The organism is Stenotrophomonas sp. STK17_22, from assembly GCF_051983905.1.
GTDB classification, from domain to species: domain Bacteria; phylum Pseudomonadota; class Gammaproteobacteria; order Xanthomonadales; family Xanthomonadaceae; genus Stenotrophomonas; species Stenotrophomonas maltophilia_A.
Genome location: NZ_CP197010.1, coordinates 2,674,036 through 2,689,651, shown reverse-complemented (window position 1 = coordinate 2,689,651; position 15,616 = coordinate 2,674,036). Strand labels below are relative to the sequence as shown.

Sequence of the window (15,616 nt, the reverse complement as noted above, 5' to 3'; positions counted from 1 at the left end):
GTTGGGGGATTACCAGGCGTAGGCATTGGGCGCCTCGCCACCGGGGCCAGGCCAGATCGCATCCAGTCGAGCCAGTGAAACATCTGAGAGCTTCAGCGCAGGGGCCTTCAGGTTCTGCAAAAGCTGGTCCACCGTGCGCGGCCCGCTCAGCGCGGTGGTCACCACCGGGTTGTGCAGCAGCCAGGCCAGCGCCACGTCGGCGGGCGCCTCACCCAGTTCATCGCAGAACGCTTCATACGCTTCCAGCTGCGGGCGCAGCTGTTCGATACGCTGCAGGAGGTGCGGGGTAGCGCGTCGGCCATTGGCGACATTCTTCAGCACGCCGCCCAGCAGGCCCATGCCGATCGGGCTCCAGGGGATCAGGCCGAGCCCGTGGTAGCGCAGGGCCGGGATCACTTCCAGCTCCACCGTGCGCTGGGTCAGGTTGTACAGGCTCTGCTCGGCCACCAGGCCGAAGGTGTGCCGCGCGGTGGCCACGCCCTGTGCGGTGGCGATGTCCCAGCCGGCAAAGTTGCTGCTGCCCACGTAGGTGATCTTGCCTTCGCGGATCAGCTGTTCCATGGCCTGCCAGATTTCTTCCCATGGCGTGGCCCGGTCCACATGGTGCATCTGGTACAGATCGATGTGGTCGGTCTGCAGTCGGCGCAGGCTGGCCTCGCAGGCGCGGCGGATGTGGTACGCCGACAACCGGCGATCATTCGGGCCCAGCCCCATCGGCTGGTACACCTTGGTCGCCAGTACCAGACCATCACGCTTGCCACTGCGCTTGAGCCAGCGCCCAATGATCTCTTCGGAGAGGCCGAAGCCCTGCGCCATGTCCGGCGACTGCGGTCCGCCGTAGACGTCGGCGCTGTCGAAGAAGTTGATGCCTGCATCCACGGCGGCATCCATGATGGCGAAGCTGGTCGGCTCGTCGGCAAGCTCGCCGAAGTTCATGGTGCCAAGACCCAGCCGGCTGATCTTCAGGCCCGAGCGGCCCAGAGAGGTGTAGTGCATGGGGAACTCCTTCAGGAATGGACAGGCAGGCGATGGTGCTGCGCCGAGCGCGCAGCGATGCAAGACGTGACCACCGAGCCCAGCAGCAGGACAGCGCTGAACCAGAACGTGGCGCGGTAGCCCTGGTGGTCCAGCAGCAGGCCGCCCACGGTCGCACCGATGGCGATGGCCATCTGCACCACGGCTACCATCAGGCCGCCACCGGCCTCGCCGTCATCGGGCAGGGTGCGGGCCAGCCACGACCACCAGGCCACGGGCGCCGACGTGCCAAGCAGGCCCCACAGGGCGAACAACACCGCCACCCTCGGCAGCGTGTTGCCGAGCAGGATCATGCACGCCGCCACCACGGCCATCAGTGCGGGCAGCAGCACCAGTGTGCGGAAGAGTGCCTTGTGCACGAAGGGCTCGATCAACAACGTGCCGGCCAGGCCCGCAGCACCCATCAACAGCAGCAACAGCGACAACGTCGAAGGTGATACGTGCAGCGTGCCTTCCACGAACGGGCGCAGGTAGGTGAACAGCGAGAACTGGCCCATGAAGAACAGGCTCACGCCCGCCATGCCCCACGCCACCGGCGGGCGCTTCAACAGCGCGAACACATTCCAGGAAGCGCGACCGGCGGTCGCCTTCATCGATGGCAGCGCGGCGATCTTCCACAGCAGGGCCACCACAGCCACCGGCACCAGCGAGAAGAACGCACCGCGCCAACCGATGATGGCGCCGAAGTAACTGCCCATCGGCGCCGCAATGACGGTGGCAAGCGCGTTGCCGCCGTTGACGATGGCCAGTGCGCGGGGCACCTGGTGCGAAGGAACCAGGCGCATGGCGGTGGCCGCCGACATGGCCCAGAAGCCACCGATGGCCACGCCGATCAGCGCACGGCCCAGCATGAACACCGGGAAGCTGGGCGCCAGTGCCGCCAGCGTGCCCGAGAGGATCATTGCGGTAGTGAGGCCCAGCAGCAGCCATTTGCGGTCCAGCTGTCCGGCCAGTGGCGAGACCAGCAGGCTGGTGACCAGGGCGAACCCGCCGGACACCGCGATGGCCTGTCCGGCCTGGCCTTCACTGACCCGCAGGTCCGTGGCGATGGGCGTCAGCAGGCTGACCGGCATGAATTCGGAAGCGACCAGCGCGAAGGCGCCGAGTGACAGGGCCAGCACGGCACCCCATTCCCTGGGAGATGCCGAGCGGACAGGCGCGGCCGTGCTCGCCCCGGTCGGGGGGAGATTGAGTGAACACATGAAGGTTTCCAGGCCCCAAAAGGGCGATGACGGCGGAAAGCTCCGGCGGCCGGAGCTCCCCTGGTGGGGAAGGGGGCCAGTCTGGACCACGCAGAGGTACTTGATTAGATAATCAATTGTGAATGGGTCAATTAGTTGCGCTAATTAATTCCTGTGACACACTGCACGCATGGCACGACGCAACTTCAATGACCTGCTGGCTTTCGTGACCGTAGCGCGGGAGGGCAGCTTTACCCGCGCGGCGGGCGTGCTGGGAGTTACCCAGTCCGCACTGAGCCAGGCCATCAAGACCCTGGAAGAGAGTCTCGGCATCCGGCTGCTGACCCGCACGACGCGCAGCGTTTCGCCGACCACGGCAGGCGAGCGCCTGCTGCAGTCGATCGGCAACCACTTCGACGACATCGAAATGGAGCTCGAAGCCCTTACTGCATTGAGGGACACGCCAGCCGGGCAGGTCAGGATCACCAGCGGCGACCACGTACTGCGCACAGTGCTGCTGCCCAAGCTGATGCCGCTGCTGCACCGCTATCCGGACATCCGCATCGAGTTCGACGTCAGCTATGCACTGCGTGACATCGTTGCCGACCGCTTCGACGCCGGTGTTCGCCTTGGCGAATCCATCGACAAGGACATGGTCGCCCTGCCCATCGGCCCACGCCTGCGCATGGCCACCGCAGGGACGCCGGGCTACTTCGCTGCGTACGGAATGCCGAAGGTGCCGGGCGATCTGACTGGTCACCGGTGCATCAACATCCGTCTTCCCACCAGCGGTGGACTGTATGTGTGGGAGTACGAGAAGAAGGGTCGCGAGATCAATGTGCGCGTGGATGGCCCGCTGGTGTTCAGCACGTCACCGCACATGATCGATGCCGCGCTTGACGGCCTGGGCCTGGTGCATCTGCCCGTTGATGAGCTGGCCCCCCATCTGGAAAGCGGCCGCCTGGTGCGGGTACTGGAGGACTGGTGCCCGCTGTTCCCCGGCTATCATCTGTATTACCCGAGCAGGCGGCAGCCTTCCCCGGCGTTCAGCCTGGTGCTGGAGGCATTGCGGGTCTAGGTCGATGTTGCCTCGATGACCGTCCGGCATCACAGCCGCGATGGGCTCACTGGAACAGGATCGCCGCCCTGCAGCCGGCCCTCGCGTGCGGGTTCTTCGCTACCGATCCGGAAACGTGCCGCATCCCAACCGATGCAGAACACGGCAAGAGTTTGACCAGGCGGAACGCACGCCTGGACAGCCCACCCGTCAACTGGGCGGCGCACGTTCTAGAGTACCTTGCAATGCGTATTCTGGACCTTCTGGACACACTGCGTTCACGGTCACCGACACCCGCGCTCACCACACTGCACCTTCCTTACGCACGAAGAGGTGCCACATGGCCACCTGTGATGTATGCGGCAACAACTACGACAAGAGTTTCACCCTGCAGCAGGGCGGACGCAGCGGAACCTTCGATTCGTTCGAGTGCGCGATTCATGCATTCGCGCCGCGCTGTGCACATTGCGACTGCGCGGTGATCGGGCATGGCGTTGAAGGAAAGGGCCAGATCTTCTGCTGTGCACATTGCGCCGGTCATGCCGGTGTACAGGGTGTAGCGGACCGGGCCTGAACTGCCTCGATTTGATCCTGCCGATTACGCAGAGACCAGCGACGAAAGTCGGACGACCCGGGCTGCGCCCGAGTCTGCCAGCACTGCCAGTGCACGCCGTTTCTGCGAGGGCATCGCCGCCACAGCTTCCAATGCCACCACGACCTCGAACTCCCTGGCGTTGGCGTCCAGCGCCGTGGCCAGGACACACGAGTCGGCCGTCATGCCAGTGAGGCAAAGACGGCGTACTCCCAGCTTGGCCACCAGAATCGGCAAGGGACTGGCGAGGAACGCCGAGTGCTTGGGCTTGAGCACGAAATAGTGGCCGGGCAGGGGGGAGAGGGATGTGGCAATTCGGGCAGCCGTCCCCCGTCCCGCTGGCACTGCTCCACTTGCTGGCGGAAGTCCCGCTTCCAATCTGAGAAGTTGTCATTGGCATAGATGACTGGCCACCCTTGGTCATCGAAGTGGTCTCTCAGGCGGCGGATCTGCCGGGCCGCGTTCTCTGCCGCTGGCGCCAGCGCGTCTGCACCTGGGAAGTCGAAACGACTGAACATGTCGATGATCAGCAGGGCGGTAGAAGGGCGGCGTGCCATGCCTCAATCTCCTGTCTGCGCATGCGGCGCTTCGACCGGCTTGGACTGTGGCGAATCCTTCTGGCGCAGGAAGATGGTCAGCACAACCAGAGACAGCACGGCCAGAAACTCACTTTGCCAGTTCTGCATCGATTCGAACCAGAACGTGCTGCTGGCCAAGTGCTCGAGAAAGCCCGGCACTGGCAAGCCCTGCAGCCGCTGCTCGGCCTGCTCGGCTCGCCAGCTTCCCAATGCGTGCAGCGTAAAGCTGGCCAGGAACAACAGGCCGAAGGCGATGGCAAGCGAATGGCCATAGATGATTTTCCATGCGCCACCACGCCTCACGGGCCAGGGCGTGGGCCCCGGCTCGACGCGATTCTGTTCCTGCGCAGGGTCCAAGGGCCGCGATTCGGCCGAACCGCGCTGGCGAAGGCTCACTGTCAGAAGGACATACATCCCCATCTGCAGGAATTCGCTCTCCCAGTTCTCGAATGTGGCGCTGACGAAATGCCCGGTTGCCAGGTAGTGCCAGAGATCGATCGGCGTGCGTCCGTGCTGCAGCAGCTCCTGGTTGTGCACGTGATGTCCCGCAATTGCCTGCCCACCAATGAATACAACGGTGAGCACAAGCAGCACCAGCGAGAGACCGTTGCGCTTCCACATGCAACACCTCGTTCAGTCTGTTCCAGAGGCCATGCATGAAGCTTGCGCGGTCGCAGCGCCGTGACTTGTGATTGCTGCGCATCCAGAATGTGATGTGGTCTCAACGTTTCCCTGTTGGATCGGGATCAGGACGCTCGTAGTCCTCGGGTACAGCCTTGGGGCCATCGCCATCGTCGGGCATGTCGTGCTCCTTCCATTTGGCTCGATCATTGCGCCGCTTGTCAGGCGTATGGGCCTTCGACTGATCATCCACGTCCGTGGTCGGATTGAAGGGAAGCTTGTCGGTCATGGGTCGCTCCTGCAGCAGGAGGTTGAAGCGTGCGGCCAGTGCGGTTAACACGATGACGTCGCGAAATGAACACCATGCACACCGGGATGTCACCGCAGGGGGAGGGGGGTGTTGCGATGCTGGAACCCCCTCTTGCTGGAGAACCGCGATGCAGGCATTGACCTACCACGGCCGCAAGGATGTACGCGTCGAGACCGTGCCGGACCCGGTACTGGCGGCTGATGACGACCTGATCCTGCGTGTTACCGCTACCGCCATCTGCGGCTCGGACCTGCATCTCTATCGGGGCAAGATTCCGGATCTGCACGACGGCGATGTGCTGGGCCACGAATTCATGGGCGTCGTGGAAGAGGTCGGCAGCGGCGTTACCCAAGTGAAGCCGGGGGATCGGGTGGTGATTCCCTTCGTGATCGCCTGTGGTGAGTGCTTCCACTGTCGGCTGGCCGAGTATGCCGCTTGCGAAACCACCAATACCGGCAGGGGCGCGGCGCTGAATCAGAAGAGCCTTCTGCCGCCGGCCGCGCTGTTCGGCTACAGCCATTTGTATGGTGGGGTTGCCGGTGGCCAAGCGGAGTTCGTGCGCGTGCCCAAGGCGAATGTGGGCCCGCTACGTATTCCGGAAGGCGTGGCCGACGAGCAGGTCCTGTTCCTGTCCGACATCCTGCCCACCGGCTACCAGGCCGCGCTGAACGCAGGGGTGAAGCCGGGCTCAACGGTGGCCATCTTCGGTGCGGGCCCGGTCGGGCTGATGAGCGCGGCCTGCTGCCGCCTGCTGGGGGCCGAGACCATCTTCATGATCGATCATCTTCGCTACCGCCTTGATTATGCGCGCCGCGCCTATGGGGTGACCCCCATTGATTTCAACGAGATCGAAGACCCAGCCGATTTCATCCTCGCCCAGACCAGTGGGCGGGGCGTAGATGCCTGCATCGAGGCGGTAGGTTTCGAGGCCGAGGGCAGTGCGCTGGAGTCAGCATTGACCGCCGTGAAACTGGAAGGCAGCAGCGGCGTGGCGATCCGGCAGTGCATCGCGGCAGCGCGCCGTGGCGGGGTGGTCAGCATCCCAGGCGTCTACGCCGGCTTCATCCATGGCTTCCTGCTGGGTGACGCGTTCGACAAGGGGCTGACGTTCAAGATGGGGCAGACCCACGTGCAGGGACTGATGCCGGAACTGCTCGACGCAATCATGGAAGGAAAGCTGGACCCGGGTGACATCATCTCGCACCGGATGCGCCTGGCCGATGCAGCGCAAGGCTACGCGATGTTTGATGCCAAGGACGACGACTGCCGCAAGATCGTATTGACACCCTGAGCATGCCGCAATGAGCGCGATCGTCATGGCATGTGTCTATGCGCTCTGGTTGGCCGCCGGTTGGCTCGACTTCCACTTCCACCGGCGTACCGACCTGCCGCACACCTCAGCGTTGCGGGAAAGCGCATTGCACGGGCTGCAGCTACTGCTGATTGGCAGTGGCGTGCTGGCATGGCTCCTGCTGGAGAATACCCGGTCACTCGTCGCGCTCTTGGCGCTTCTGGTCATCGCACACGCGATCACCGGCTATTTCGACACCGTCAGCGCGGACGGTCGCCGGCGTATCAGTCCAGCGGAGCAGCACGTGCACAGCGTGCTCGATGCCGCGCCTTGGGTTCTGCTGGGCTGGGTCGGCTGGCACGCGCAGCCGCGGTGGTCGCTGAGCGTGGATCCTGCGGTGCTTGAGGCCTGGTGGCTCGTTCTGTTGCCGGCGGTGGTACTGGTGGTGCTGCCATGGCTTTGGGAATTGCAGCAGTGCCTGCGCGTGAGGCAGCAACGGCGTGGGACAGGTGCGTGAGGATCACTGCGCAGGGCATTCATGTGCCCGCCACACCTCCAAGACAGTGATGTGACCGCCTGCCGCCTACGTTCATGACATGTCTTCATTGCAGAAGCCCTCATGCCGGATGTGACGCCGCCATCATCGTTGATCAACCGCGCCCGCCAATTACTCGTCCAGCAGCCTGAACTGCCATTACCGGGATGCGGGCAGACACTGGATCGTTGGAGGGCGCTTGCGGCGTTGGGGGGCGAAGATCTCTGCCTGGCCAAGGTGCTGGAGGCACACTACGACGCGCAGGCGATCATCGCCGAGTTGAAGGCCCCGTCGGCTGCTGAAGGCCGACTGTGGGCGGTGTGGGCCGCAGAGGGCCCGGCGAGCACACTCCGCATCGATGCCGAGGGCAGGCTGCGCGGGGACAAGCCCTGGTGTTCGGGCAGCGCCTGGGTGGATGCAGCATTGGTCACGGTTCGCAGTGCTCAGGGGGTGTGGCTATGCCAGGTGGCAGCGGAGCACTGGAGGACGCTGTCGGGTGAACCATGGCCCGCCGTCGGCATGGCCGGGATTCCGTCCACCACCGTGCGCTTTGACGCTGCGCCGATGGTGATACTGGGCGCACGCGATGACTATCTGCAGCGACCTGGCTTCTGGCATGGAGGCGCGGGTATTGCGGCGGTCTGGTTTGGCGCAGCGGTCGCGCTGGCCGAGCGCATGCGATCAGCCTGCACCGAGGGAAATCGCGCACGTCTACTGGGTGAAGTGGACCTCGCGTTGGCGCCGGCCGCGGCGCTGCTTCGCGAGCTGGCGACACGCATCGATGTCGAGCCCGAATCGGCGCATCGCGAGGACGTGGTGCGGGTACGTTGCGTGGTCGAGCGTGCAGCTACGCGCGTGCTGGATCTGGCGGGCCGGGCCCTGGGCCCGGCCCCCATGTGCCTGGAAGACGCCCATGCCCACCGCTGCGCGGACCTGGCCGTGTTCCTTCGCCAGAACCACGCCGACCGCGATTGGGAGTGGTTGGGTGGGCAGCGGGCGGCCCAGGAGGCGACATGGGCGCTGTAGCCAAAGCACCGCTGCAAGGCGAAGGAACCCAGGAGCAGGCATGGCTGCGCTGTAATTGGCTCTGGCAGCAGCCGATCACACCGGCAAGCGCGCTGTGCACCGGGCATGACCGCCTGGTGGTGGTCGCGCCGCACCCGGACGACGAGATCCTCGGCTGTGGCGGACTGCTCCATCACGCAGTGGGGCAGGGCATGGAGGTGAGCGTCGTTGCAGTGACGGACGGCGAAGCATGCTATCCGGGCGAGCCGTGGTGGACGCCAGCGCGCTTGCGGTCGGCACGACGGGCGGAGCTTGCCGCGGCACTTGGCGAACTCGGCATCCCGGCCGGTTGCATATTTCACCTGGGTATCGCCGACGGCGCGGTCAGCGCGCACGAACAGGGCCTGGAAAGCTGGCTGCAACAGCATCTGCAGCCCCGCGACCTGGTCCTGGCACCATGGCGGTTTGATGGCCACCCCGACCACGAAGCGGCAGGGCGTGCTGCCTGCCGCGCCGCCCGGTCGGTGGGGTGCCGCCGCCTGGAGTACCCGGTCTGGGGATGGCACTGGCTGGATCCGGCCTGTGCACATATGGCGTGGGAGGTGCCCAGGCTGGTCGACATTTCAGCAGTAGCGGCCGCGAAACGAAACGCGATCGCGCATTTCCGTACGCAGACGGGCGACGTGCCGGGCTTGAACAGCCCTCCGGTGCTGCCCGCGCATGTACTGACCCGATTCTTCCGAAACTACGAGGTATTCCTGGCATGAGCGCGCAACCGTACTTCGATGACCTGCATGAGCAGGAGGACCCGTTCGGCTACCGAAGCCGATGGTATGAAGAACGCAAGCGTGCGTTGCTGCTGGCAAGCCTGAGCCAGCGGCATTTCAACCGTGGCTGGGAGCTGGGTTGCTCCAATGGCGTACTGACCGAGGCCCTGGCCGCCCGTTGCGAGCGCCTTCTGGCAACCGACATCAGCCCGCGTGCTGCGTTCCAGGCGCGCCGCAACCTGGCCCACCTGCCGCACGTGCAGGTCCACTGCGCCAGCCATCCCGAGCAATGGCCGCCGGGCCGCTTCGATCTGATCGTCTGCGGCGAAATGGGCTACTACCTGGGAGCCGGCGCGCTGCGCGAACTGCGCGCCGGTATCGGGGAAGCGCTTCGCGATGACGGGCTGCTGGTGGCTTGCCACTGGCTGCCCTCGTTCCCGGGGCGCGCGAGCCGCACCGAGGTCGTGCATCGATGCCTGGGTGAAGGCCTGCAGGAGGCCTTCCACTATCGCGACGCGGACTTCGTACTGCAGGGCTGGACGCGCGGCGCGATGTCGTTGGCCCGACTGGAGGGCCTGCGGTGATAGGCGTGCTGGTTCCGGCCCACAACGAGGCCGCCAGCATGGAGCGGTGCCTGCAGTCGATCCGGAGGGCGGCCCTGAATCCCGGGCTGGGTGGCGAAGCGGTGGAGGTGATTGTTGCGCTGGACGATTGTTCGGACGCCACGGAATCCATCTGCGCCCAGCAACGGGTTGATACGCTGCGGTTGGATGCACGCTGCGTCGGCATCGCCCGGGCCGCCGCCGCCGCCGAGCTGCTGGGCCGGGGTGCAAGATGGCTGGCGAGCACGGACGCGGACAGCGAGGTACCTCCTGAGTGGCTGGTCGCACAGCTTGAGGGACGCCAGGACGTCTTCTGCGGGCTGGTGGACATCGCAACGAACTGCAGCGCCGAGGAGCGCCTGCGCAAGGCGTTCCGGAGGCGGCAGCAATGGGGGGACGATCATGGGCGTATCCACGGTGCGAACCTGGGTGTTTCCGCCCAGGCCTATCGTGCGGCAGGCGGCTTTTCGCCACTGCACTGCGGGGAGGACGTCCAGCTGGTGAGGACATTGCAGCGTCTCGGCGCTGATGTACGGTGGGCGGGGGCGCCGCTCGTCATGACCAGTGCCCGCCTGGCAGGGCGCGCGACAGGCGGGTTTTCAGCCTATCTGGCGGAGATGGGCGGGTTGGGCGCCGCACCGGCGGCGGGCCAGCCGATCCTGTTGGCTTGAAAATCAGCCGCTTCGGCGCGCCATGGCGGGATGCAACGGAAATGCTGTTAAAAACACCGGTTCGCCGGGCGATATGTGACCAATTCACGTTTGGCGTTTACGGTCTCTCAACGACACCAGCCTTAGATTGAGCGACCGGGAGAGCAGGAGCGCCACCATGCCGAACAGAGCCATTGTCTATGTCAGCGAAGCCGTCGCTGGATTCACGTCCGCGCGCTTGGAAGCACTGATGGAAGATGCGGCCCGCTTCAACCGATCAGCGGGTGTGACCGGCGTGCTTCTATTCGACGGCCGGCACTTCCTGCAATACATGGAGGGCCCCGCCGACGGGCTGGATGTGGCCTTCTCCCGCGTCAGTGGCGCCGGCAGTCACACCGACCTGATGGAGCTTGCTCGCGGGCGTGTCGGGCAACGGCGGTTGCCGTTCTGGCCAATGCGCTGCCTGCCAGTCAGTGCGGATGAGCTGCGGATGATCGCCCTTGCTGACTGGACCAGTTTCATCCAGCGGGCGGCGACGAACCAGGCGGGAGCTACCGCGATGGAAAAGCTCCTCTCGATCGTCGAACCCTATGCTAAAGCGGCCTGACTGGTCGATGCGTTGCTGTAGGCCGACCCTCCCGAATTTCGCAGGGCGGCGCAGGACAAGTGAAATGGGTTTTCCCTTGCTGACACACCACTGAGTTGACTGCGACGCAGGATCAGTGCGTGGTCAAGGGCGTGCAGGCATCGCCCATCACGCGTTGGACGGCCTGCTGCAACTGGGCGATGTGGAACGGTTTGGCCACGAAGGCCGCGCTTCGGTGGCGCTGCGGCACCAGTTGGTCATAGACCGCAGACACAAACAGGAACGGGATGCCAAGCTCGGCCAAGCGATCGGCAACCGAAAAGACCACGCCGTCACGAAGCTCCACATCCAGCACGGCGCCATCGAACGTCTGCTTCTCCAACAGCCCCATCGCATCAAACACGCTATACGCATGGGTTACCTGGCCCCCTCCGTCTTCGAGCGCCTGCTCCATCAGTGCGGCCAGATCGAACTGATCTTCCACCAGCAGCAGGTTGCACCTGCGCCAGCTCATATCGGGTTGCATGCGCGCATGCCTGTATTGCCTCGGGAACTGCAGTGTGTGCTGTGCTGCATCAACGCTGCGCGTGTGGAATGTCAGCCCGGTGCGAAGCTGGGAAGGTGTCGCCAATGCTGTCGAGGTGGCGTGGAAAGAGCGCGGCGTTCCTTGACGGCATTTTGGCAGCGGCCATGGATTATTGCCGCCATCTTCGACACTGGAGCTTCTGCCATGCATCGACCTGGAACCGATCCCGCTTCGCCACGCGTGCTGCGTGTCGAGAGCATGTCCCTGGACTGCGGTGGCACCGCCGTTGTTGTAGAGCTTGACCGCACACCCGAACGGGTGTGGATGAAGTCGCTGAAGCGAGCCGTTCAGGCCAACACCGCCCTGGAGGGGGCGCAGGCCAAGTTCGATGGCCGTTTTGTGTATTTCGTGGGCATGGAGGAGAGTGGGAATCGCGTCCAGCATCACGTGATGCAGGCGCTGATTTCGGCGGAACCGGGCCGCGACCCGGCCAGGCCCAAGGGTTTCCCGGGCGCAGCACTCTCCAGCTCGATGACCGCCTGAGTGCGACCTGGGCCGATACGGCATTCCGCCTTGATTGCCACTGTCAGCCCATGCCGGCCGCCCTCGCGGCTGAAGCCCGCCATGTGCTGGCACGCGTGCGCACATCTGAAGCGCACGTTGCTTGTAGACGCGATGCGCAGCGGCCACGCCACAGCTCGACGCAACCTCCACACCGGTGTCACCGCGCGTACGATGCGCGTCGCTAAGGTAGGGCTGTCTGCAACAGCCGGTGGTGTCATGCCTCTTCGCGCAATTGCCTATGTAAGTGAAGCGTCCGACAGCCTGACTGCGGAACGACTGCAGCAGCTTGTGATGGACGCGGTGCTGTTCAATGAATCCGCCGATGTCACCGGTACGCTGTTATTTGATGGCAGCCGCTTCCTGCAGTACCTCGAAGGCCCCGAGGCTGGGGTCAACGGCGCGTACAAGCGGATCCTGGCAGCCGGCAGCCACAGCGGCGTGGTTGAGCTCAACCGGGGGAGGGTGGGGCGGCGGCAGTTCCCCCATTGGCGGATGTGCTGCGTGCGGGTGGATGAACTGGCGCTGGGAAAGATCGCCATCTCCGACTGGACAGGCTTCGTGCGCAGCGCATCGGCGCTGGCTTCAGGCACCAGCGCGCTCGATCGCCTGTTGTGGGTGACGCAATCAAATCTGGAAGGCGTTGCCAGCCGCGCTATCGAACCTGACGGCTGGGTGGCGCGATGAATACAACTCCGTCGCCGTCTGGTCCGGTACGCATCGGTTGTGCCGGCTGGTCCCTGTCCCGGTCGGCGCAGGAAGCCTTTGGGCAGGGCAATAGCGTTCTTCAACGCTATGCCACCCGCCTGCCCATGGTCGAGATCAACTCCTCGTCCTATCGTCCGCACTTGCCCAGTACCTATGCGCGGTGGGCTGCGAGCGTACCGGACCATTTCCGTTTCGCAGTGAAGATGCCGCGCTCGATCAGCCATGAACATCGGCTTCGCGATGCAATGCCGCCGCTGCAGCGGTTCCTTGATGGGGTGCTGGCACTGGGTGACAGGTTGGGTCCGCTGTTGCTCCAGTTGCCACCCAGCCTGGCATACGAACCGGCGACGGCGGAGAGCTTTCTGCAGGGTCTGCGCGAACGCGTCCAGGTCGATGTGGCCTGTGAGCCGCGCCATCCCAGTTGGTTCACTACGGAAGCGGACGCCCTGCTGAGCGACCATGGTGTTGCACGGGTTGCCGCGGACCCGGCACGGGCGCCCTCAGCCGCGATTCCTGGCGGGGACCGCTCCTGGAGCTATTGGCGCTGGCACGGCCAGCCACAGATCTATCGCAGTGCGTACTGTGAACAGACCCTGGCGGAGTTGGCGCAACGGCTGCGGCGCGAAGCCGACACGCAACGATCAGTCTGGTTCGTACTGGACAATACCGCGCTGGGCCACGCCACAAGCAACGCCCTGCGCCTGCACGCCTTGCTGCAGGAGGACGAGCATGCCTGAGGGCCCATCCATTGTCCTGCTGTGCGAGGCTGCGAGGCATTTCAAAGGGCACGTCGTCCGCGCGGTTTCAGGGAACAGCCGGATCGATCTGTCGCCACTTCAAGGACGCAGGGTGAAAGCCGTTCGAAGCTGGGGCAAGCATTTCCTGTTGGAGTTCAGCCACCAGACCCTGCGCATCCATCTGATGATGTTCGGCAGCTGGCGCATCGACGAACGGAAGCCAACCCCTGCGCGGGTGTCCCTGGGGTTCGACAATGGCGAGCTGAACTTCTATGCCTGTTCCGTAAAGCTCATTGGCGAGCCATTGGACGACGTCTATGATTGGCGCGCGGATGTGTTGAACGATGCCTGGGATCCGAAGCTGGCCCGGCGCAAGCTGAAGGCAATGCCGGACGTCCTGGTCTGTGACGCGCTTCTGGACCAGACTGTCTTCGCCGGCGTCGGCAACATCATCAAGAACGAGGTGCTGTTCCGCATAGGCGTGCACCCGGCCACTCGCTTGGGTAACCTCCCGCCGCGCGAGCTCACCGCCTTGATCACGCAGGCACGCACCTACAGCTTCGATTTCCTGGAGTGGAAGCGCCGCTTCGAGCTGAAGAAGCACTGGCAGGTACACACGCGCAGGATCTGCCCGGTCTGCGGTGGCCCGATCAGCAAGCTGTACATGGGCACCACCCGGCGGCGCACCTTCTTCTGCCCGAACGACCAGGTGCTGTACGAACCCTGAGGCCGCCTTCCATGGCGGCCGGGCTGCATTCCACGCGGCTCAGGCAGCCTGCGCGGCCTTGGCGTTGCCGCCGCCCTTGGCCAGCAGGGTGAGCTTTTCATCGGTCGCCTTCTCTTCCTCCAGCGTCTCCAGCAGCAAGGGGAGGGCATCCTTGTAGCCCAGCTGTTTGGCCAGCGCGGCGATGGTGCCGTAGGACGCAATTTCGTAATGCTCGACCTTCTGCGCGCCACCAATCAGCGCGGCATCACGCACAGGGCCCATGTCGATGCTGTCAATCACCTCCTTGCCTTCCTCTACAAGACCCTCCATCGCCGCGCACTTGATGCGCTTCAGGCGGATGCCAAGCACCTCCACCACCTGGTCGATGCGCTCGATCTGGCCCTGGGTTTCTTCCAGATGCGTTTCGAACGCCGCCGCCAGATCCGGGTTCTCGGCCGCACGGGCCAGGCGCGGGAGGGCCTTGGTCAGCTGCTTCTCGGCGCTGTAGATGTCCGAGAGTTCGTGGATGAACAGGTCTTCCGCCGTCTTGATAGCCATAGTGGACTCCGCGTTGAGTGGAGCGCTCAGCGTAGGCGTCGCCCGGTTGCGCCAAAGCAGGGGCCAGGTGAAGGCTGCATGGGAACGTCAGCAGAAAGCCTGCGCGCCGTCTTCACGAAGCGGCGCCCGTCACCGTGTGTGGCTGCATTTCGCTGCCGGCAGGCCTTCGGCATGGCTTCACGATGGCATCGCAGCTTGGGACTGCTTGCGTCCCCGGTCGATGGCCTCCGTCGGAACAGCCCTGCAAGGCCCTGCCAGGCAGTGCCTTGCACCAGGACATCCCCACGCGGGTCTGCCGTCGTCGCGGCGCCTTTCAGGCCTCGGCGGCCGCGTCCACCTCGCAGGGCATGCAACGCTCTTTCTTGAACTTGATGTCTGCAGCGGTCTTCGCCAGTGCCTCGTAACGCTGGCGTATCTCTTCAAGGTGAGCGGGCTCCATCGATTCCAGGTTCAACAGCTCCTGGTTGGCATCCTTGCTGACCCGGATCAGTTCATCCAGCTTGATGTGCAGCGCGGCCGTATCGGCGTTCTGCGTGTGCTGGATCAGGAACACCATCAGGAAGGTCACGATGGTCGTCCCCGTATTCACCACCAGCTGCCACGTATCATTGAAGTGGAAGGCCGGCCCGCTGGCGGCCCAGGTGATGATCACCCCCAGCGCGGCGACGAATGCGCCCAGGCTGCCGGACAATCGTGCCGTTGCGGCCGCCACACGGGCAAAACCGCGCCGGATCACGCGTCACCTCCCGCGGCCTCCTTATCCGTGCGGCGGTCTGGCAGCGTGACCCGCTCCCCAAGGCGCTTGGCCTGCTCTTCCGCTGTTGGTGCAGCAACAAAGGGAGAGATCGGGTCACTGGCGGGGAAGGTTTCCTGCAGCGCTTCGTCATGGTTGCTGCGGTTGTGCAGCTTCGCCTGCAGTGGACTGACAGGATCTGGATTCTGCGCTTCCGGGTCCGGGTGGGGAAGGTCTTTCTGATCACGTTGCATGGTGCGGTCTCCAGGTTGGGTGC

General features: G+C 64.6%; 21 protein-coding genes and 1 pseudogene. 13 read left to right on the top strand and 9 right to left on the bottom strand.

Annotation, left to right across the window (positions count from 1 at the left end; translation table 11 throughout):
- Positions 1–9 precede the first annotated feature (9 nt).
- Positions 10–996 carry an aldo/keto reductase gene (locus tag ACSYS9_RS12585; protein WP_071228261.1) on the bottom strand — a complete coding sequence of 329 codons (987 nt, stop codon included), beginning with the start codon at positions 994–996 and terminating at the stop codon, positions 10–12.
- Positions 997–1,007: 11 nt separating this feature from the next.
- The gene (locus tag ACSYS9_RS12580; protein ID WP_071228260.1) at positions 1,008–2,237 is read right to left on the bottom strand and encodes an MFS transporter; all 1,230 of its coding nucleotides are present in this window, start codon (positions 2,235–2,237) and stop codon (positions 1,008–1,010) included.
- 169 nt (positions 2,238–2,406) lie between these two features.
- On the opposite strand from ACSYS9_RS12580, the gene ACSYS9_RS12575 reads away from it, so the two are divergent.
- Together ACSYS9_RS12575 and ACSYS9_RS12570 are read left to right on the top strand one after the other, a co-directional pair.
- Entirely contained in the window at positions 2,407–3,294 is an 888-nt protein-coding gene (locus ACSYS9_RS12575; protein ID WP_049422289.1) for a LysR family transcriptional regulator, read from the top strand.
- 319 nt (positions 3,295–3,613) lie between these two features.
- Positions 3,614–3,847, top strand: coding sequence for a hypothetical protein (locus ACSYS9_RS12570; protein WP_049422290.1), 234 nt, complete (start codon positions 3,614–3,616; stop codon positions 3,845–3,847).
- 24 nt (positions 3,848–3,871) lie between these two features.
- Here the strand turns inward: ACSYS9_RS12570 and ACSYS9_RS12565 are convergent.
- The 3 genes and pseudogenes from ACSYS9_RS12565 to ACSYS9_RS12555 all read right to left on the bottom strand — a co-directional run bounded on the left by ACSYS9_RS12565 (position 3,872) and on the right by ACSYS9_RS12555 (position 5,353).
- A pseudogene (locus ACSYS9_RS12565) lies at positions 3,872–4,422 on the bottom strand (cysteine hydrolase family protein).
- 3 nt (positions 4,423–4,425) lie between these two features.
- Positions 4,426–5,064, bottom strand: coding sequence for a DUF6766 family protein (locus ACSYS9_RS12560; RefSeq protein ID WP_071228258.1), 639 nt, complete (start codon positions 5,062–5,064; stop codon positions 4,426–4,428).
- A 100-nt stretch (positions 5,065–5,164) separates the two neighbouring features.
- On the bottom strand, positions 5,165–5,353 hold the full coding sequence (locus tag ACSYS9_RS12555) for a hypothetical protein (protein WP_081352294.1): 189 nt from the start codon (positions 5,351–5,353) through the stop codon (positions 5,165–5,167).
- Between the two features lie 148 nt (positions 5,354–5,501).
- Between ACSYS9_RS12555 and ACSYS9_RS12550 the strand changes: the two genes are divergently transcribed.
- From ACSYS9_RS12550 to ACSYS9_RS12520, 7 genes are all read left to right on the top strand, one after another.
- Complete coding sequence (locus ACSYS9_RS12550) at positions 5,502–6,665, top strand: zinc-dependent alcohol dehydrogenase (RefSeq protein WP_071228256.1); 1,164 nt, start codon at positions 5,502–5,504, stop codon at positions 6,663–6,665.
- Between the two features lie 10 nt (positions 6,666–6,675).
- Complete coding sequence (locus ACSYS9_RS12545) at positions 6,676–7,182, top strand: hypothetical protein (RefSeq protein ID WP_071228255.1); 507 nt, start codon at positions 6,676–6,678, stop codon at positions 7,180–7,182.
- A gap of 102 nt (positions 7,183–7,284) precedes the next feature.
- Positions 7,285–8,226, top strand: coding sequence for an acyl-CoA dehydrogenase (locus tag ACSYS9_RS12540; RefSeq protein WP_071228254.1), 942 nt, complete (start codon positions 7,285–7,287; stop codon positions 8,224–8,226).
- Positions 8,214–8,972, top strand: a complete 759-nt coding sequence (locus tag ACSYS9_RS12535; RefSeq protein WP_071228253.1) for a PIG-L deacetylase family protein — start codon at positions 8,214–8,216, stop codon at positions 8,970–8,972. Before ACSYS9_RS12540 ends, ACSYS9_RS12535 begins: the two co-directional genes overlap by 13 nt.
- Entirely contained in the window at positions 8,969–9,556 is a 588-nt protein-coding gene (locus tag ACSYS9_RS12530; protein WP_071228252.1) for a class I SAM-dependent DNA methyltransferase, read from the top strand. The genes ACSYS9_RS12535 and ACSYS9_RS12530 overlap by 4 nt, the downstream gene beginning before the upstream one ends.
- A complete protein-coding gene (locus tag ACSYS9_RS12525; protein ID WP_071228251.1) occupies positions 9,553–10,245 on the top strand; it encodes a glycosyltransferase in 693 nt (230 codons plus the stop codon). Before ACSYS9_RS12530 ends, ACSYS9_RS12525 begins: the two co-directional genes overlap by 4 nt.
- Before the next feature lie 157 nt (positions 10,246–10,402).
- Positions 10,403–10,831: a BLUF domain-containing protein gene (locus tag ACSYS9_RS12520; RefSeq protein ID WP_049463400.1), complete on the top strand. Its 429-nt coding sequence runs from the start codon at positions 10,403–10,405 to the stop codon at positions 10,829–10,831.
- A 112-nt stretch (positions 10,832–10,943) separates the two neighbouring features.
- Here ACSYS9_RS12520 and ACSYS9_RS12515 read toward each other — a convergent pair whose 3' ends face one another.
- The gene (locus ACSYS9_RS12515) at positions 10,944–11,336 is read right to left on the bottom strand and encodes a response regulator (RefSeq protein WP_071228250.1); all 393 of its coding nucleotides are present in this window, start codon (positions 11,334–11,336) and stop codon (positions 10,944–10,946) included.
- 204 nt (positions 11,337–11,540) lie between these two features.
- On the opposite strand from ACSYS9_RS12515, the gene ACSYS9_RS12510 reads away from it, so the two are divergent.
- The 4 genes from ACSYS9_RS12510 to ACSYS9_RS12495 all read left to right on the top strand — a co-directional run bounded on the left by ACSYS9_RS12510 (position 11,541) and on the right by ACSYS9_RS12495 (position 14,069).
- Positions 11,541–11,879, top strand: coding sequence for a hypothetical protein (locus tag ACSYS9_RS12510; protein ID WP_053091051.1), 339 nt, complete (start codon positions 11,541–11,543; stop codon positions 11,877–11,879).
- 237 nt (positions 11,880–12,116) lie between these two features.
- Positions 12,117–12,584 (top strand): BLUF domain-containing protein, encoded by a 468-nt coding sequence (locus tag ACSYS9_RS12505; RefSeq protein WP_071228249.1) that lies wholly within the window; start codon positions 12,117–12,119, stop codon positions 12,582–12,584.
- On the top strand, positions 12,581–13,342 hold the full coding sequence (locus tag ACSYS9_RS12500) for a DUF72 domain-containing protein (protein WP_071228248.1): 762 nt from the start codon (positions 12,581–12,583) through the stop codon (positions 13,340–13,342). Before ACSYS9_RS12505 ends, ACSYS9_RS12500 begins: the two co-directional genes overlap by 4 nt.
- Positions 13,335–14,069: a DNA-formamidopyrimidine glycosylase family protein gene (locus ACSYS9_RS12495; protein ID WP_071228247.1), complete on the top strand. Its 735-nt coding sequence runs from the start codon at positions 13,335–13,337 to the stop codon at positions 14,067–14,069. The genes ACSYS9_RS12500 and ACSYS9_RS12495 overlap by 8 nt, the downstream gene beginning before the upstream one ends.
- A gap of 39 nt (positions 14,070–14,108) precedes the next feature.
- Here ACSYS9_RS12495 and ACSYS9_RS12490 read toward each other — a convergent pair whose 3' ends face one another.
- From ACSYS9_RS12490 to ACSYS9_RS12480, 3 genes are all read right to left on the bottom strand, one after another.
- The gene (locus tag ACSYS9_RS12490) at positions 14,109–14,606 is read right to left on the bottom strand and encodes a YciE/YciF ferroxidase family protein (protein ID WP_049463394.1); all 498 of its coding nucleotides are present in this window, start codon (positions 14,604–14,606) and stop codon (positions 14,109–14,111) included.
- Positions 14,607–14,919: 313 nt separating this feature from the next.
- Entirely contained in the window at positions 14,920–15,342 is a 423-nt protein-coding gene (locus tag ACSYS9_RS12485) for a low affinity iron permease family protein (RefSeq protein ID WP_071228246.1), read from the bottom strand.
- Positions 15,339–15,593 carry a hypothetical protein gene (locus ACSYS9_RS12480; RefSeq protein ID WP_071228245.1) on the bottom strand — a complete coding sequence of 85 codons (255 nt, stop codon included), beginning with the start codon at positions 15,591–15,593 and terminating at the stop codon, positions 15,339–15,341. The genes ACSYS9_RS12485 and ACSYS9_RS12480 overlap by 4 nt, the downstream gene beginning before the upstream one ends.
- Between the last annotated feature and the right edge of the window lie 23 nt (positions 15,594–15,616).

Coding starts and splice junctions, on each gene's coding strand:
- ACSYS9_RS12570 (WP_049422290.1), top strand. CDS start 3,614: ATGGCCACCTGTGATGTATGCGGCAACAACTACGACAAGAGTTTCACC.
- ACSYS9_RS12510 (WP_053091051.1), top strand. CDS start 11,541: ATGCATCGACCTGGAACCGATCCCGCTTCGCCACGCGTGCTGCGTGTC.
- ACSYS9_RS12530 (WP_071228252.1), top strand. CDS start 8,969: ATGAGCGCGCAACCGTACTTCGATGACCTGCATGAGCAGGAGGACCCG.
- ACSYS9_RS12535 (WP_071228253.1), top strand. CDS start 8,214: ATGGGCGCTGTAGCCAAAGCACCGCTGCAAGGCGAAGGAACCCAGGAG.
- ACSYS9_RS12560 (WP_071228258.1), bottom strand. CDS start 5,064: ATGTGGAAGCGCAACGGTCTCTCGCTGGTGCTGCTTGTGCTCACCGTT.
- ACSYS9_RS12480 (WP_071228245.1), bottom strand. CDS start 15,593: ATGCAACGTGATCAGAAAGACCTTCCCCACCCGGACCCGGAAGCGCAG.
- ACSYS9_RS12580 (WP_071228260.1), bottom strand. CDS start 2,237: ATGTGTTCACTCAATCTCCCCCCGACCGGGGCGAGCACGGCCGCGCCT.
- ACSYS9_RS12545 (WP_071228255.1), top strand. CDS start 6,676: ATGAGCGCGATCGTCATGGCATGTGTCTATGCGCTCTGGTTGGCCGCC.
- ACSYS9_RS12505 (WP_071228249.1), top strand. CDS start 12,117: ATGCCTCTTCGCGCAATTGCCTATGTAAGTGAAGCGTCCGACAGCCTG.
- ACSYS9_RS12520 (WP_049463400.1), top strand. CDS start 10,403: ATGCCGAACAGAGCCATTGTCTATGTCAGCGAAGCCGTCGCTGGATTC.
- ACSYS9_RS12495 (WP_071228247.1), top strand. CDS start 13,335: ATGCCTGAGGGCCCATCCATTGTCCTGCTGTGCGAGGCTGCGAGGCAT.
- ACSYS9_RS12585 (WP_071228261.1), bottom strand. CDS start 996: ATGCACTACACCTCTCTGGGCCGCTCGGGCCTGAAGATCAGCCGGCTG.
- ACSYS9_RS12550 (WP_071228256.1), top strand. CDS start 5,502: ATGCAGGCATTGACCTACCACGGCCGCAAGGATGTACGCGTCGAGACC.
- ACSYS9_RS12555 (WP_081352294.1), bottom strand. CDS start 5,353: ATGACCGACAAGCTTCCCTTCAATCCGACCACGGACGTGGATGATCAG.
- ACSYS9_RS12575 (WP_049422289.1), top strand. CDS start 2,407: ATGGCACGACGCAACTTCAATGACCTGCTGGCTTTCGTGACCGTAGCG.
- ACSYS9_RS12500 (WP_071228248.1), top strand. CDS start 12,581: ATGAATACAACTCCGTCGCCGTCTGGTCCGGTACGCATCGGTTGTGCC.
- ACSYS9_RS12515 (WP_071228250.1), bottom strand. CDS start 11,336: ATGCAACCCGATATGAGCTGGCGCAGGTGCAACCTGCTGCTGGTGGAA.
- ACSYS9_RS12490 (WP_049463394.1), bottom strand. CDS start 14,606: ATGGCTATCAAGACGGCGGAAGACCTGTTCATCCACGAACTCTCGGAC.
- ACSYS9_RS12540 (WP_071228254.1), top strand. CDS start 7,285: ATGCCGGATGTGACGCCGCCATCATCGTTGATCAACCGCGCCCGCCAA.